Below are 16,062 nucleotides of genomic sequence, written 5' to 3' on the forward strand. Positions count from 1 at the left end.
TACTCGCGCACATTGCCTCGCACAACCTGAATTGCGAACGGAGGCGCGACTATCGGGCGAGCAGACCGGGCAGCGCGAGCAGGCTCGGGATTCTCGGCACGTCAGCTGGCGCATCACCCTCGGCCGCATCGGTAATGCTGTTGCGGGCCGAGCCGCGGTCGAGCCAGAGGCCGAGCATCCCCGCGTCGCGGGCGCCGACCGCGTCGGTGCGCACCCGGTCGCCCACGTACGCGCATCGTGCGGGCGCGACATCGAACGCCGCGGCTGCAGCGTGGAAGATGCGCGGGTCGGGCTTCGTGAAGCCGAGCTCGCCAGAGGCGATGACGCGGCCCTGCCGAGTGTGGTCGTCAATCGTGCCGTCGCTACGAACCGGCGTGAGGTCGAGGCGATCCCACAACCCGATGCGGTGCAGCTTGTCGGTCTGGAAGCCGAGGTCACCGTTCGTGATGATTCCGTAGCGGATGCCCGGCAGCGCCCGCTCGATCGCGTCGAGTGCGGGCAGCACGTCGTCGAAGAGTGCCCAGGTGTCGCGGTATCCGAGCAGGTACTCGTCGAACCAGGCGAGGGCAGCCCCCTCGTCGAGCGTCACGCCGTGCTCGGCATAGAGGTCGTGCGCGCGGGCGACCCGCTGGCCCAGGTAGTCGAGCTCGCCGGCGAGGTAGCGGTGGTAGTGCAGGTCTTCGAGTTCGTGCCAGCGCACACGCACGGCCTCGGGGTCGGCGGCGGCGAAGGCAGCGGCATGCCATGGCCCGGCGTCGCCCGCGCGGGAACGAGCGCGGTCGATCGCCGCCTCGACAGCGGCGGTGTGCGCCATGAGCGTGTCGTCGAGGTCGAACAGCAGCACCTCGATCGCCGGCGCCTGTGATCGGGCTTTGCCCCCTCTCACGCGAGCACCGGCCACGCGGCGTCGAGCGTGCCCGACTCGTGGTCTTCGCGGGTCAGCGCCGCCTTCCATCCGCGGCTCTCCTGGCCCGGACTCGCGTTCTCGATGCGGCCAAGCCCCTGCCAGCGGAACCCGCACCGCTGCGCGACGACCGCCGAGCCTGTGTTGCCCTCGACAGCCTCCCACTGCACCAGATCGACGGGGTTGTGCGCGAACACCCACGCGACGAGCGCGCCGAGCGCTTCGGTCATGACCCCGCGACCCCGGTGCTCGCCCGCGAGCCAGTAGCCGACAGCGCCAACCTCGCGTTGCCACGAGACCACTCCCATGAGCGGTGCATCGTCGTGCTCGCGGATGCCGAAGACGTACTCGACGTCGTCGCGCCACCATTGCGGCACGAGGTCGAGCACGAAGCCTTCGCCGTGCGAGCGCTCGTACGGCACAGGCACCGGCACGAACCGCTGCAGCTCTGCATCCTGGCACGCGGCGAAGACCGCATCGACGTCGGATGCCCGGGGCGCGCTCAGCACGAACCGCGCCGTGCGCAGGGTGACGGGCTCCATCAGGCGCGGGGCAAGAACCCGAGGGCGTCGTAGACCCGCGCGAGCGTGGCATCGGCGATGACGGATGCCCGCTCGGCGTTGATCGCGAGCAACCGGTCGAGCTCGGCCGGGTCGTCGAGCAACTCCAACGTGCGCTCGCGAATCGGCGAGAACGCTGAAACGACGGCCTCGGCAACCGCGCCCTTGAGCGCGCCGTACTGGAGACCGTCGAACGAGGCGACGAGGGCATCCGTCGTCTGGCCGGTCAGCAGCGCGAGAATCGACAGAAGGTTCGAGACCCCCGGCTTCTCGACGGGGTCGTAGGCGACGACGCCCGACGAGTCGGTCACGGCCGACTTGACCTTCTTCGTCAAGACAGACGGCTCGTCCATGAGCCACAGGATGCCCGCAGGGCTCTCGCCCGATTTCGACATCTTCGACCCCGGGTTCTGCAGGTCGTAGACCTTGGCGGTCTCCTTCAGAATGCGCACCTCGGGCACGACGAGGGTGTCGCCGAAGCGCGCGTTGAAGCGGGCGGCGAGGTCGCGCGTGAGCTCGATGTGCTGCCGCTGGTCTTCGCCGACCGGCACGACGACGGCGTCGTAGAGCAGGATGTCGGCGGCCTGCAAGATCGGGTAGGTGAACAGCCCCACCGACGCAAGGTCGGCGCCGCCTTTCGCCGACTTGTCTTTGAACTGCGTCATGCGCGAAGCCTCGCCGAAGCCCGTGATGGTGTTGAGCACCCACGCGAGTTGCGCATGCGCGCTCACGTGCGACTGCACGAAGAGCGTCGAGTGCTCGGGGTCGATGCCGGCGGCGATGTACTGCGCGGCCGTGCGACGCGTCTGCTCGCGCAGCGCGGCGGGGTCTTGCGGCACCGTGATGGCGTGCAGGTCGACGACGCAGAAGACGGCGTCGTGAGTCGCTTGCATGTCGCGCCACTGCAGCAGGGCTCCGGCATAGTTGCCGAGGTGCAGGCTGGCGGCGGAGGGCTGCATGCCCGAGAACAGGCGCGGAAGACTCATAGGTTCAGTCTTTCATTGGGATGCTCGAACTGAGTTCAGGGCAACTCGTAGTCGACCACCACGGGCGCGTGGTCGCTCCACCGCGTGTCCCACGAGGGCGCGCGGTCGACGGCGTACGACTGCACGGTCGCGGCGAGGGCAGGCGTGGCCACGTGGTAGTCGATGCGCCAGCCGGTGTCGGTGTCGAAGGCCTGGCCTCGCTGCGACCACCAGGTGTAGGGGCCGGGCACCTCTCCGGCGTGCACGCGGCCGACGTCGACCCACCCGAGGCCGGGGCGCGTGATGCCGTCGACGCACTCGATGGGAGCATCCAGTGCCCCGAAGAAGCGGTCGAAGTAGGCGCGCTCGTCGAGCAGGAAGCCCGCGTTCTTACGGTTGCCCTTCCAGTTCTTGATGTCGAGCTCGCGGTGACCGACGTTGAGGTCGCCGACCACGAGCGCGTAGGGCGTGTGCGCGGCGAGCAATGGCAAGCGCTCGGTCATCGCGTCGAGAAACTTGTACTTCTCGACCTGCTTCGGGGTGTCGACTTCGCCAGAGTGCACGTAGCAGCTCACGACCGTGAGGGTCGTGCCGTCGATGTCGAGGTCGGCTTCGAGCCAGCGGCCGGCCGAGTCGAAGTCGTCGGGCCCGAGCTCGACGCGGTGCGCGGCGAACTCGCGGCGCGCGGCGATCGCGACACCCGCGCGACCTTTCGCGGTCGCGGCGTCGTGCACGACAGTCCAGTCGGGGCCGAGCAGACCGGTCACATCGTCGGTCGATGCCCGCACTTCCTGCATCGCCAGCACGTCGACGTCGCGCGCGGCGAGCCACTCGCCCATGCCCTTGCGGTACGAGGCTCGAATGCCGTTGACGTTGACAGAGGCGATGCGCACGGTATTCGGCATGCCTCGATTCTATGAGCGGCAACCGACAGCTCGCCGTGCACGGTCGAGGATCAGGGCCCGTCGCGCCGCAGCAGTCGCGCGAACCACGACCGTGTGTCGGGCTCCGGTTCGGGCTCGTGCGCCTTGACGAGCGCGCGAGCACGCTCGAGCCTCAGCGCCGCCACCTTCTCATCGAGCACGACCTGGTCGTCGTCGACTCCGACCGCGATCCATGACGCACCGAGCAGAATCACTTGGCAGGCGAAGTTGAACCAGATGAGAAGACCGAGCAGCACGGCGAACGAGGCGAGCAGCGGGTTGTTGCTGGCGCCGCCGAGCAGGGCACTACCGAGCACCTTGAGGCCGCCGAGCGCCAGGGCGCCGAGAAGCGCGCCGCGCCAGAGATGCCGCAGCGGAATCTTGACGCCCGCGAGCACTCGGTAGAGCATCCCGAGCACGAACGCATCGAGTACGAACATGACACTGAGCGTGATCGTGCGGCCCAGCACAGTGCTGAGGGTCGAATCGCGGATGCCCGCCCACTGCAGCACCGATTCGAGCGCGAGCGTTCCGACGACCGAGAGTCCGGCCGAGAGCAGCAGCAGTGCACCGAACCCGAGCGCGAGCCCTAAGTCTTTGGCCTTGAGCAGCAAGAAGTTGGTGCGGTCGGGCGGCAGCGTGAAGATGACGCGCGCCGCGTCGCGCGCGGCGGCGAGCCAGTTGAGCGCCGCGAAGAGCAGCACGACGAGCGCGACGGCACCCTGCCAGCCGAAGTTGCCGGCGGCCAGCAGGGTCTCGGGGTCGACGATGCCATCGGCGCCGTCGGTGTTGATGAGCCCCGGCACCGTCTGAGCGAGCACCTCGATGAGCGAGGTGCGCAGGCCGATGTTGTTCTGAATCACGATGCCGGCGATCGAGAAACCCACCCAGAGCCCGCCGAAGACGGCAAAGATGGCCTGGAACGCGAGCCCCGACGCGAGGATCGGCCCGCGTGACTCGGCGTAGTGCGTGAACACGCGCACGGGCTTGAGAGCGGTGACCCACTCGACGATGCGTCCGATCCGCGCCATCAGACGGGCCCAGGCGCCCTGATGTTCGGCGTCGTCGGGCTCAGTCACCCCGCCACACTAGCGAAGGCCCCGGAAAGATCTCCGGGGCCTGTCGCGAGATGTCAAGACGTGTTACGGCTTGCCTCGCAGGATCGCCTGCTTCACCTCGGCGATGGCCTTGGTGACTTCGATGCCGCGGGGGCAGGCCTCCGAGCAGTTGAAGGTCGTGCGGCAGCGCCAGACGCCCTCTTTGTCGTTGAGGATGTCGAGGCGCACCTGAGCCTGGTCGTCGCGGCTGTCGAAGATGAAGCGGTGCGCGTTGACGATCGCCGCGGGGCCGAAGTACTGCCCGTCTGTCCAGAACACCGGGCACGACGAGGTGCAGGCGGCGCAGAGGATGCACTTGGTCGTGTCGTCGAAGCGGGCGCGCTCCTCGATCGACTGGATGCGCTCTTTCTCGGGCTTCGAGCTCGACTGCAGGAAGGGCTGCACCTGGCGGTACGACTCGAAGAAGGGCTCCATGTCGACGATGAGGTCTTTCTCGAGCGGCAGACCCTTGATCGCCTCGATGTAGATCGGCTTCGTGATGTCGAGATCTTTGATGAGGGTCTTGCAGGCGAGGCGGTTGCGGCCGTTGATGCGCATGGCGTCAGAACCGCAGATGCCGTGGGCGCACGAGCGGCGGAACGAGAGCGTGCCGTCTTGGTCCCACTTCACCTTGTGCAGGGCATCCAACACGCGGTCGGTCGAGTACATCTGCACGTCGAAGTCTTGCCAGTAGGGCTCGGTGTCTTGCTCGGGGTCGAACCGACGGATGATGACCGTCACGGTGAACTCTTGAATGGCGCCGACCTCGGCGGGCGTCTCGGTGGCGGTCGCCATCAGTACTTCCTCTCCATCGGCTGGTAGTGCGTGATCACGACGGGCTTCCAATCCATGCGGATGTGGTCGCTGGCGTCGGCGCTGTGCGCGTCGCCCGTGAGGTAGGCCATCGTGTGCTGCATGTATTCGGCGTCGTTGCGGTCGGGATAGTCGTCACGCATGTGGCCACCGCGGCTCTCTTTGCGGTTGCGGGCCGAGTAGACGACCACCTCGGCGATGTCGAGCAAAAAGCCGAGCTCGATCGCCTCGAGCAGGTCGGTGTTGAATCGCTTGCCGCGGTCGTGAATGCCGATGTTCTGGTAGCGCTCGCGCAGCGACTGGATGGTCTTCGTGACGCTCTCGAGGCTCTCCTCGGTGCGAAAGACCTGGGCGTTCTTGTCCATCTCTTCCTGCAGCTCTTTGCGCAACACCGCGACGCGCTCGGTGCCGTTCGACGTGCGCAGGCGCTCGACGAGCTCGCGCACCTCTTTGGCCGGGTCGGCCGGCATCGGCACGAACTCGGCGCTGTTCGCGTACTCGACCGAGTACTTGCCCGCGCGCTTGCCGAACACGTTGATGTCGAGCAGCGAGTTGGTGCCGAGGCGGTTCGATCCGTGCACCGAGACGCACGCGCACTCGCCCGCGGCGTAGAGGCCGGGGATCACGGTGTCGTTGTCACTCAGCACTTCGGCCTTGATGTTGGTCGGAATACCGCCCATGGCGTAGTGCGCCGTCGGCATGACGGGCACGGGCTCGACGACAGGGTCGACGCCGAGGTAGGTGCGCGCGAACTCGGTGATGTCGGGCAACTTGGTCTCGAGCACTTCGGCACCGAGGTGGGTGCAGTCGAGAAGCACGTAGTCTTTGTTCGGGCCCGCGCCACGGCCTTCGGCGACCTCTTGCACCATGCAGCGCGAGATGATGTCGCGCGGCGCGAGGTCTTTGATGGTCGGGGCGTAGCGCTCCATGAAGCGCTCGCCGCTCGCATTGCGCAGGATCGCTCCCTCGCCTCGGGCGCCCTCGGTGAGAAGGATGCCCAGGCCGGCCAGCCCGGTCGGGTGGAACTGGAAGAATTCCATGTCTTCGAGCGGGATGCCCTTGCGCCAGATGATGCCGACGCCGTCACCCGTGAGGGTGTGGGCGTTCGAGGTCGTCTTGTAGATCTTGCCGAAGCCGCCCGTCGCGAAGACGATGCTCTTGGCGTGGAACACGTGCAGGTCGCCCGTGGCGAGCTCATAGGCGACGACGCCCGCGGCCTTGCCTTCGTTCATGACGAGATCAAGCACGTAGAACTCGTTGTAGAACTCGATGCCGAGCTTGACGCAGTTCTGGAACAGCGTCTGCAGAATCATGTGGCCCGTGCGGTCGGCGGCGTAGCAGGCGCGACGCACCGGAGCCTTTCCGTGGTCGCGGGTGTGGCCGCCGAATCGCCGCTGGTCGATCTTGCCGTCGGGCGTGCGGTTGAACGGCAGACCCATATTCTCGAGGTCAATGATCGCGTCGATCGCCTCTTTGGCCAGAATCTCGGCCGCGTCTTGGTCGACGAGGTAGTCGCCGCCCTTGACGGTGTCGAAGGTGTGCCACTCCCAACTGTCTTCCTCGACGTTCGCGAGCGCGGCGGCCATGCCGCCCTGCGCAGCGCCCGTGTGAGAGCGCGTGGGGTAGAGCTTCGAGATGACGGCGGTCTTGGCGTTGGGCCCGGCCTCGATGGCCGCGCGCATGCCGGCGCCACCGGCGCCGACGATGACGACGTCGAACTGGTGCTCGTGCACGACCGGAGTCGCGGGCGTGGTCATGGTCTCAGTAGTCACAGCGGGCTTTCGTCTAGAGGATCTCGGCGCAGAACGAGGCGACGAGCTCGGGGTCGGCCCCAGCGGGGCACGGGTCGAAGGTAAAGATGACGAGCGTGCCGAGCACGAGCAGCACGACGGTCGATGACAGCAGGGCGCCCTGCAGAATGCGCCGCACGCTCGCCGTGGCGACGTAGTCGTTGATGATCGTGCGCATGCCGTTCGTGCCGTGAATAAGCGCGAGCCACAGCAAGAAGAAGTCGTACCACTGCCAGAACGGGTCACTGAGCTTGCCCGCCACGAACGCGAAGTCGATTTGGCTCACGCCGTCGCCCAAGAAGAGGTTGACGAACAGGTGCCCGAAAATGAGCGCCACGAGGGCGACGCCCGAGACGCGCATGTAGATCCAGCCCCATTTCTCCCAGTTGATGCCGCGCTTCGAGCGGGCATAAGGGGATCGGGGGGCGTCGAGGGAGACGTCGGTCGTCATGATCAGCCTCCGAACACGTTCATCAGGTGGCGGGGGGTGAACCCGATCATGAGCACGAGCCACACGACGAGCACGATGTAGAACATCGCCTTCTGGTGGCGGGTGCCGACCCCCCAGAAGTCGATGAGGATGATGCGCAAGCCGTTGAGCGCGTGGAACCCGATCGCGCCGACGAGGGCGACCTCGCCGAGGCCCATGATCGGCGTCTTGTACGCACCGATGACGGCGTTGTACGCCTCCGGGCTGACGCGCACAAGGGCGGTGTCGAGAATGTGCACGAGCAAGAAGAAGTAGATGGCGACACCCGTGATGCGGTGCAGCACCCACGACCACATTCCCTCATTGCCGCGGTAGAGCGTGCCGCCTGGAATGACAGAACGCCGCGGTGCAGGTACTTCGATGGTTGCCGACGAGCTCATCGCTCCGGCTCCCGTTGCCTTCGCTGGCACGAGAAACCCTCCTCAGGGCAGTGACGACGCACGCGATCTCTCGCGCCCGTGGACTCCGGCTGGATTCCGATTCTCGACTTGGTGGTCGCCGATACCAGCAGTCTACGTCGACTTGTCTGAGTGCTCAGAACAGCCGAGCACCAGACGAGCCCAGTAGGCGAAACATCGTCTCGGCATCGGCCGAGCGCCGCGCGCGCACCTCGTCGATGACGCGCTCGTAGTGCCCGATGAGCTCGTCACCCACGGCCTGCCAGGTGCGACCGAGAACCGACCGGCGGGCGGATTCGCCGAGCCTCGCGCGCACGGCGGCGTCGGCCGCGAGCTCACGAACTGCGGTGCGTAGCGAGCGCGGGTTGTCGGGGTCGGTGAGTAGCCCGCTGCGCCCGTGGTCGATCAGGTCGATAGGCCCGCCCGACCGCGGGGCAATCACCGGCAGGCCCGAGGCCTGCGCCTCTTGGATGGTCTGGCCGAAAGTCTCTTCGCACCCGGTGTGGGCGAACACGTCGAACGAGGCGTAGGCGAGCGCGAGCTGCCGGCCGTGCAGGGCGCCGAGGTACTCGACCGGCATCCCCGCCAGTGCACTGCGCACGCTGGGTGCGGAGGGCCCGTCGCCGACGATCACGATGCGGATGCCCGGCACGCCGCGCAGCGTGGCGAACCGTTCGACCTGCTTCTCGGGAGCGAGCCTGCCGACATAGCCGACGAGCAACTCGCCGTCCGGTGCGAGCCGTGCCCGCAGCGCGAGCGCGTCAGGATCGTGGCGGAGCCGGGGGTGATACCCGTCGAGGTCGACGCCGCGGCCCCAGCGGTCGAGGCGCTGCACGCCCGCCGCGGCGAGGTCGTACAGGGCCGAGCTCGAGGGCGCGAGCGTCAGGTCGGCCTTGTCATGCACGAGGTTCACGACGCGCCAGGCGAACGACGTGGCAGCCGCGAGTCGGTTGCGCTGGGCGTAGCCGGCTACGTCGGTCTGGAAGATCGCGACCGAGGGAATGCCGAGTCGCCAGGAGGCGCCGATGGCGTGCGCCCCGAGCAGGAACGGCGAAGCGGCGTGCACGACGTCAGGCGCGAAGTCGGCGAGGGTGCGCGAGACGATGGGCGTCGGGAGCCCGACGGGAAACTCGCGGTACGACAGGGTCGGCACCGGCACGACACGCGCCCCGGCATAGCGCGCCGGCGCGCCGGCGGGGGCGATGACGACGGTCTCGTGGCCCCGTGCCCGCAGGTGCTCGAGCACGCGCAGCACGCTCGTCGTGACGCCGTTCACGGTGGGCAAGAAACTCTCACTGACAACGGCCACGCGCATGAGATTCGCCCTTCTCGAGTCGGCTAAGGGTCACGGTAGGCGATGCCGGTTGCCCGCACGTGAACGCAGGTCGACCGATAGGGTGACCCGCATGCAGGCGCTCGAGGGAACCCTCAAGGACTTTCACGCGATCATTCCCGCGGGCGGGGTCGGCTCGCGCCTGTGGCCGCTCTCGCGGGCTGAGGCGCCCAAGTTCTTGCACGACCTGACCGGCAGCGGCCACACCCTGCTGCGCGACACGTGGAACCGTGTTCTGCCGCTGGCCGGCAGCGCCGGCATCGTTGTCGTCACTGGCCGTGCGCACCGCGCCGCCGTCGAGGCCCAGCTGCCGGATCTGCTCGAGAGCAACATCGTGCTCGAGAGTGAGCCGAAAGACTCGTCGGCGGCGATCGGCCTCGCGGCGGCGATTCTGCACCGCCGATACCCCGACGTCATCGTCGGCTCGTTTGCCGCCGACCACGTCATCACGGACGCGGAGCGTTTTCGGCACACCGTCGCCGAAGCGGTAGCAGTGGCACGCGAGGGATACATCACGACGATCGGCATCGCACCGACCGAGCCGTCGGTCGGTTTCGGCTACATCGCGAAAGGTGAACCTCTGGCGATCGAGGGCGCGCCTCATGCGCACCTCGTCGAGCGGTTCGTCGAGAAGCCCGACCTCGCCACCGCGACTGCCTACCTCGAGTCGGGCGAGTACCTGTGGAACGCCGGCATGTTTATCGCGCGCGCCGACCGGCTGCTCGAGCAGCTCGCTGTGACCGAGCCGCTTCTGCACGAGGGCCTGCTCGAGATCGCCGCGGCGTGGGATACCTCGTCGCGCACTCACGTGACCGATGCCGTCTGGCCGCTGCTGCCCAAGATCGCGATCGACTACTCGGTGGCCGAACCCGCGGCGGCCGCCGGCCGCCTCGCCGTCGTGAGGGGCGACTTCGCGTGGGACGACGTCGGCGACTTCTCGTCGCTCGCGAAGCTGCTCTCGGGCAACCGCCCCGGCGAGCTGGCCATCCTCGGTGAGGGTGCCCGCGTACTGGCCGACTCGTCGAGCGGCGTGGTCGTCAGCCAGTCGAGCCGGGTGATCTCGCTCATCGGGGTGCACGACATCGTCGTCGTCGACACTCCCGATGCTCTGCTCGTGACCACGCGAGAGCACGCGCAGCGCGTGAAGAGCGTGGTCGACGCCATCAAGCTCGCGGGGCGCGACGACCTGCTCTAGCCGCGCGGCGGCCGTTCGGAATGACCTGCGCCGCGCATCCGATCTGCTCATTCGCGCACGATCGCGCGCGAGTGATGCGTCATGACCAGTATTTCCGCGGGATGTCGCCAGAGTCCCGCTTTCGTAACGCTTGTGTCTTCCAGGCCCTTCGGCACTGCTGAGGGGGCTATCCGTTCGCTAACGTGGAGCCAATTCGCTCCAGCGTTCCCGCTGGGCAGCATTTTTGGAGGACACAGTGATCAACACCACCCGCAAGCGCGGCCTGGGCGCATTCGCCCTGCTCGGCGCGAGCGCCCTCGTGCTCGCCGGCTGCGCCGCAGCCCCCGAGGCCGAGGCGCCCGAAGAGACCGAAGCGCTCGACTTCCTTCCCTGCATCGTCTCCGATGCTGGTGGTTGGGATGACCGCTCGTTCAATGAGGCAGCGTTCGACGGCATCGAGACCGCCGCCGCCGAGCTCGGTGTCGAGTTCATCGCGGTCGAGTCGGCCGACGAGAACGCCTACGAGCCCAACGTGCAGAACCTCGTCGACCAGGGCTGCGACCTGATCGTGACCGTGGGCTTCCTCCTCGCCGAGGCCACCACGAATGCCGCGGCGGCCAACCCCGACATCAACTTCGCGATCATCGATGAGTTCATCGACGCACCGAACGTCAAGCCGATTCAGTTCAACACCGTCGAGGCCGCGTTCCTCGCGGGCTACGTCGCTGCCAGCTACTCGGAGACCGGCGTCGTCGGCACCTTCGGCGGCATCCCGATCCCGCCCGTCACCATCTTCATGGACGGCTTCGTGCAGGGCGTCGACTACTACAACGCCGAGAAGGGCACTGACGTGCAGGCGCTCGGCTGGGACCTCGAGGGCCAGACCGGCGCGTTCACCGGTGGCTTCGCCCCCGGCACCGAGGCGCTGACCACGGCCCAGGGTCTCATCGACCAGAACGCTGACGTGCTGCTGCCCGTCGGTGGCCCCATCTACTTCAGCGCTGCTGAGGCGATCCGCGACTCCGGCCGCTCGATCGCGCTGATGGGCGTCGACAAGGACATCTTCGTGTCTGACCCCGACATCGCCGACCTGGTTCTCACCTCGGTGCTGAAGAACATCTCGAACGCCGTCTTCGACGTCGTGACCGGTTCCGCCACCGGCGGTTTCGACGCGTCGCCGTACGTGGGCACGCTCGAGAACGAGGGCGTCGGCGTTGCCGAGTTCCACGACTTCGAGAGCGCAGTCGACGCCGAGCTCGCGGGCGAGATCGAGGCTCTGATCGCCGGCATCATCGACGGCTCGATCACGGTCACCTCGCCGGCCTCACCCGGCCAGTAGGCAGTACCCGTACGACCCGAGGGAGGCCAGCGCTGCTGGCCTCCCTCGGCCTTTATCGGGCATCCGTCATCGATGCTCAGATGCGCACGATTCTGCTCAGATTCCGGTAGCGCCTCTGGCCTACAGTGGTGTCACGAGCACACCGCGGTCGCTGTTTTCGGTCGCGTGAGCACCCCCCAGTTGCGACTGAGCTCCGACTCACCCGGTCGGCGCAGGAAGGCCCGCAGGCATGAAACTCGAGCTTCGCGGCATCACGAAGCGCTTCGGCGCTCTCGTGGCCAACGACCATATCGACCTCGTAGTCGAACCCGGTGAGATCCACTGCTTGCTCGGCGAGAACGGCGCAGGCAAGTCGACGCTCATGAACGTGCTCTACGGCCTGTATCAGGCCGACGAGGGCGAGATTCTGCTCGACGATGTCGTGCAGAAGTTCGCCGGCCCGGGCGACGCGATGAACGCCGGCATCGGCATGGTGCACCAGCACTTCATGCTCATCCCCGTGTTCACGGTCGCCGAGAACGTCATGCTCGGGCACGAGCAGACCAAGGCTGGCGGGCTGCTCGACCTCGACGCAGCGCGCGCCGTCGTACGCGAGATCTCCAGCCGTTTCGGCTTCAACATCGACCCCGACGCCAAGATCGAAGATCTGCCGGTCGGCGTGCAGCAGCGGGTCGAGATCATCAAAGCTCTCTCGCGCAACGCCAATGTGCTCGTCTTCGACGAGCCGACCGCCGTGCTCACGCCGCAAGAGACCGACGAGCTCATGGGCATCATGCGCCAGCTGCGCGATGAGGGCACGTCGATCGTCTTCATCACCCACAAGCTGCGCGAGGTGCGCGAGGTCGCCGACCGCATCACCGTCATCCGGCTCGGCAAAGTCGTCGGCGAGGCCTCGCCCACGGCGACAAACGTCGAGATGGCCTCGCTCATGGTCGGCCGTGCGGTCGAGCTCACGGTCGAGAAGACTCCGGCCGCGCCCGGTGACCCTGCACTCGTCATCACCGACCTCACCGTCACCGACCATGTCGGGCACGTGCTCGTCGACTCGGTCAGCCTCACCCTGCACCGCGGCGAGATCCTCGCCATCGCGGGAGTGCAGGGCAACGGCCAGACCGAGCTCACCGAGGCGATCATGGGGCTGCAGACCCGAGTGCTCGGCTCGATCACACTGGGCAACAACGAACTCGTCGGGCGCAGCACCCGGCAGGTGCTCGACGCGGGAGTCGGCTTCGTGCCCGAAGACCGCACCGAAGACGGCCTAGTCGGCACGTTCACGATCGCCGAGAACCTCATGCTCGACCGTTCGACGGGCGAGCCGTTCGTCAAGCGCGGCACACTACAACTCGCCGAGCTCGCCCAATTCGCAGCCGACCGCATCGTCGAGTTCGACGTGCGCACCCAGGGCATCACCTCGACGGCTAGCAGCCTCTCGGGCGGCAACCAACAGAAGGTCGTGCTCGCGCGCGAGCTGAGCCGCGACCTCAGCCTGCTCGTGGCGGCTCAGCCCACGCGCGGCCTCGATGTCGGCTCGATCGAGTTCGTGCACAAGCGCATTGTCGCGACGCGCGACGCGGGCATTCCCGTCATCGTCGTCTCGACCGAACTTGACGAGGTCGCCGCGCTCGCCGACCGCATCGCGGTCATGTACCGGGGTCGCATCATCGGCATCGTGCCGGGCGACACCCCTCGTGATGTTCTCGGATTGATGATGGCCGGAGAAGCTCCGGCGGAGGTGGCCGCATGAGCGACGACACGAAGACGACCCCCGAGGTGCCCAGGGGCAATCAGATTCTGAAGGAGATCTTCGGCGGCAGCGCCGCGATCTCGGTGCTCGCGGTAGTGCTCGCCCTCATCGTGGGCGGCATTCTCATCGTCATGACCGACGAAGCGGTCGCCGAGGCGAGCGGGTACTTCTTCTCGCGCCCGCTCGACACCCTCACGGCGATGTGGGACGCGGTGGCCGGTGCGTACAGCGCGCTGTTCCGCGGGTCGGTGTTCAACTATCTTCGGGCCGACGATCTCGTCGCCGCGTTCCGGCCGATCACCGAGACGCTCGCCAACGCGACGCCGCTCATCGCGGCCGGTCTCGGTGTCGCGCTCGCGTTCCGCGTCGGGCTCTTCAACATCGGTGGTCGCGGTCAGATGCTCATTGCGGCGGCTGCAGCGGGCTACGTCGGCGCCTACATCCCGATGCCGCCCGTGATCCACCTCATCGTGGCGCTCGTCATCGGTATCATCGGCGGCGCCCTCTGGGGTGGTCTCGTCGGTCTGCTCAAGGCGCGCACCGGTGCGCACGAGGTGATCGTGACGATCATGCTCAACTACATCGCCTTCTACCTCGTGTCGTTCCTGTTGCGTACCCCTGGCGCCCTGCAGGCGCCTGGTCAGAACAATCCGAAGAGCGGGCCGATTCTCGAGACGGCGCAGTTCCCGCCCCTGCTCGGTGAGCAGTTCAATCTGAACCTCGGCTTCATCCTCGTGATCCTCGCGACGATCTACACGTGGTACCTGCTCAACCGCTCTGCCCTCGGGTTCCGGTTCCGCGCCGTCGGCGAGAACCCGCACGCGGCCCAGGTTGCGGGCATCAACGTCAAGAGCGTCTACGTGCAGGTCATGCTCATCGCCGGGGCGCTCGTGGGCCTGGCGGGCGTCTACCAAGTGCTCGGCAACTTCACGGGCGGCTTCGCGGCCGGTCTCGACGCCGGCATCGGCTTCGACGCCATCACCGTGGCGCTGCTGGGCCGGTCGAAGCCATGGGGCGTCTTCTTCGCCGGAATCCTGTTCGGCGCCCTGAAGGCCGGCAGTTACACGATGCAGGCCGCCGAGGGCATTCCTGTCGACATCGTGCTCGTCGTGCAGTCGTTCATCGTGCTCTTCATCGCGGCACCGCCGCTCGTGCGGGCGATCTTCCGATTGCCGACGCCCGACCCACTGTTCCGGTGGCGAACGCCCAAGCTCGACAAGGCTACGGAGGTGTCCAAGTGAGCGTCGTGACCACGACCCGCGATGCCGGTTCGGGCCTCGCCCCGTCGACCATTGCTGTGCGCAGTTGGAAGGCCCCGATCGCCTTCGCGATCTTCACGGTGCTCGGTGCCGTGCTGTTCATCGCCCTCGCGCGCGGCGGCGACACGACCTACCGGCTCAGCAACGACGGCGACGCCATCGTGCTGCCCTCGATCGTGCTGCCGGCCGATGCCACCGGTATCGCGACCGTCGTTCTCATGGCGGCGATCGCCGTCTACGCCTTCCTGCTCGTGCGCTCGGTGCGCAAGGTTCCGCTCTGGCTGACGACGATCTTCGCGATCCTCTTCCTGCTCGGGTTCTTGACCTGGGCGGCGGCGGGCTCGACCGTTCCGCTCGTCGGCCTGCTGGCCGGCGCGCTCACCGTGAGCACACCGCTCATCTTCGGCTCGCTCGGCGGTGTCATCTCTGAGCGCGTCGGCGTTGTCAACATCGCGATCGAGGGTCAGCTTCTCGCCGGAGCCTTCGTCGCTGCGATGGTCGCGACGCTGACAGGCTCTGCCGTCGTTGGCCTCCTCGCCGCGATGGTCGCCGGGGCCCTGGTGTCGGTGATTCTCGCCTCGTTCGCCATCAAGTACCTGGTCGACCAGGTCATCGTCGGCGTCGTGCTCAACGTGCTGGTCATCGGTCTCACGAGCTTCTTCTACTCGACCGTGATGGTCGCTGATCCAGACCTGTTCAACAAGCCGGCCCGGTTCGAGCGCCTAACCATCCCGCTGCTCAGCGACATCCCCGTGCTCGGGCCGATCCTGTTCAACCAGACGATCATCGTGTACATCATGTTCGCGCTCGTGCCGACGGTATGGTTCGCGCTCTTCAAGACGCGCTGGGGCCTTCGCCTGCGCTCGGTCGGCGAGCACCCCAAGGCCGCCGACACCGTCGGAATCAACGTGCGGGCCACGCGCTTCTGGAACGTGCTGCTCGCGGGTGCGATCGTCGGCGGCGGTGGGGCGTTCTTCACCCTGGCCGCGATCGGGTCGTTCACGAAAGAAATGACGAACGGCGCGGGCTTCATCGCCCTCGCCGCCGTGATCTTCGGTCAGTGGAACCCGATCAAGGCGACGCTCGCCGCGCTGCTGTTCGGCTTCGCGACGAACCTGCAGTCGACACTGTCGATCGTCGGGTCGCCCGTGCCGAGCGAGTTCATGCTCATGCTGCCGTACCTCGTGACAATCTTCGCGGTGGCCGGCCTGGTGGGCATCTCCCGGCCGCCAGCGGCTTCGGGCAAGCCCTACATCAAGTCGTGAGTGGCACG

Annotated in this window: 15 protein-coding genes; 5 read left to right on the forward strand and 10 right to left on the reverse strand. The window is 67.2% G+C overall.

The window, feature by feature from the left end:
* Positions 1–49 precede the first annotated feature (49 nt).
* From KL788_RS11750 to KL788_RS11795, 10 genes are all read right to left on the reverse strand, one after another.
* On the reverse strand, positions 50–901 hold the full coding sequence (locus KL788_RS11750; RefSeq protein WP_293171801.1) for an HAD family hydrolase: 852 nt from the start codon (positions 899–901) through the stop codon (positions 50–52).
* Positions 883–1,446: a GNAT family N-acetyltransferase gene (locus KL788_RS11755; RefSeq protein WP_293171804.1), complete on the reverse strand. Its 564-nt coding sequence runs from the start codon at positions 1,444–1,446 to the stop codon at positions 883–885. Before KL788_RS11755 ends, KL788_RS11750 begins: the two co-directional genes overlap by 19 nt.
* The gene (gene trpS, locus KL788_RS11760) at positions 1,446–2,450 is read right to left on the reverse strand and encodes a tryptophan--tRNA ligase (protein ID WP_293171807.1); all 1,005 of its coding nucleotides are present in this window, start codon (positions 2,448–2,450) and stop codon (positions 1,446–1,448) included. The genes KL788_RS11755 and trpS overlap by 1 nt, the downstream gene beginning before the upstream one ends.
* Positions 2,451–2,485: 35 nt before the next feature.
* Complete coding sequence (locus KL788_RS11765; protein WP_293171810.1) at positions 2,486–3,334, reverse strand: exodeoxyribonuclease III; 849 nt, start codon at positions 3,332–3,334, stop codon at positions 2,486–2,488.
* A gap of 50 nt (positions 3,335–3,384) precedes the next feature.
* A complete protein-coding gene (locus KL788_RS11770) occupies positions 3,385–4,431 on the reverse strand; it encodes a YihY/virulence factor BrkB family protein (RefSeq protein ID WP_293171813.1) in 1,047 nt (348 codons plus the stop codon).
* A 63-nt stretch (positions 4,432–4,494) separates the two neighbouring features.
* Entirely contained in the window at positions 4,495–5,244 is a 750-nt protein-coding gene (locus tag KL788_RS11775) for a succinate dehydrogenase iron-sulfur subunit (RefSeq protein ID WP_293171816.1), read from the reverse strand.
* Entirely contained in the window at positions 5,244–7,019 is a 1,776-nt protein-coding gene (sdhA, locus tag KL788_RS11780) for a succinate dehydrogenase flavoprotein subunit (RefSeq protein WP_293171819.1), read from the reverse strand. The genes KL788_RS11775 and sdhA overlap by 1 nt, the downstream gene beginning before the upstream one ends.
* A gap of 28 nt (positions 7,020–7,047) precedes the next feature.
* The gene (gene sdhD / locus KL788_RS11785; RefSeq protein WP_293171822.1) at positions 7,048–7,503 is read right to left on the reverse strand and encodes a succinate dehydrogenase, hydrophobic membrane anchor protein; all 456 of its coding nucleotides are present in this window, start codon (positions 7,501–7,503) and stop codon (positions 7,048–7,050) included.
* Positions 7,504–7,505: 2 nt separating this feature from the next.
* Positions 7,506–7,922 (reverse strand): succinate dehydrogenase, cytochrome b556 subunit, encoded by a 417-nt coding sequence (gene sdhC, locus KL788_RS11790; RefSeq protein WP_293173336.1) that lies wholly within the window; start codon positions 7,920–7,922, stop codon positions 7,506–7,508.
* Between the two features lie 154 nt (positions 7,923–8,076).
* Positions 8,077–9,255 (reverse strand): glycosyltransferase family 4 protein, encoded by a 1,179-nt coding sequence (locus KL788_RS11795; protein WP_293171825.1) that lies wholly within the window; start codon positions 9,253–9,255, stop codon positions 8,077–8,079.
* A 91-nt stretch (positions 9,256–9,346) separates the two neighbouring features.
* Here KL788_RS11795 and KL788_RS11800 point away from each other — a divergent pair, with 91 nt between their 5' ends.
* The 5 genes from KL788_RS11800 (at position 9,347) to KL788_RS11820 (ending at position 16,054) form a co-directional block, all read left to right on the forward strand.
* Entirely contained in the window at positions 9,347–10,468 is a 1,122-nt protein-coding gene (locus KL788_RS11800) for a mannose-1-phosphate guanylyltransferase (RefSeq protein ID WP_293171828.1), read from the forward strand.
* Positions 10,469–10,703: 235 nt separating this feature from the next.
* Positions 10,704–11,786, forward strand: a complete 1,083-nt coding sequence (locus KL788_RS11805; RefSeq protein WP_293171831.1) for a BMP family lipoprotein — start codon at positions 10,704–10,706, stop codon at positions 11,784–11,786.
* Between the two features lie 229 nt (positions 11,787–12,015).
* On the forward strand, positions 12,016–13,530 hold the full coding sequence (locus KL788_RS11810) for an ABC transporter ATP-binding protein (protein ID WP_293171834.1): 1,515 nt from the start codon (positions 12,016–12,018) through the stop codon (positions 13,528–13,530).
* Entirely contained in the window at positions 13,527–14,771 is a 1,245-nt protein-coding gene (locus KL788_RS11815) for an ABC transporter permease (RefSeq protein ID WP_293171837.1), read from the forward strand. The genes KL788_RS11810 and KL788_RS11815 overlap by 4 nt, the downstream gene beginning before the upstream one ends.
* Positions 14,768–16,054, forward strand: coding sequence for an ABC transporter permease (locus KL788_RS11820; RefSeq protein WP_428846121.1), 1,287 nt, complete (start codon positions 14,768–14,770; stop codon positions 16,052–16,054). The genes KL788_RS11815 and KL788_RS11820 overlap by 4 nt, the downstream gene beginning before the upstream one ends.
* The last annotated feature ends 8 nt before the right edge of the window (positions 16,055–16,062 follow it).

Source organism: Microcella sp., from assembly GCF_019739195.1.
In the GTDB taxonomy this organism is placed as follows: domain Bacteria; phylum Actinomycetota; class Actinomycetes; order Actinomycetales; family Microbacteriaceae; genus Microcella.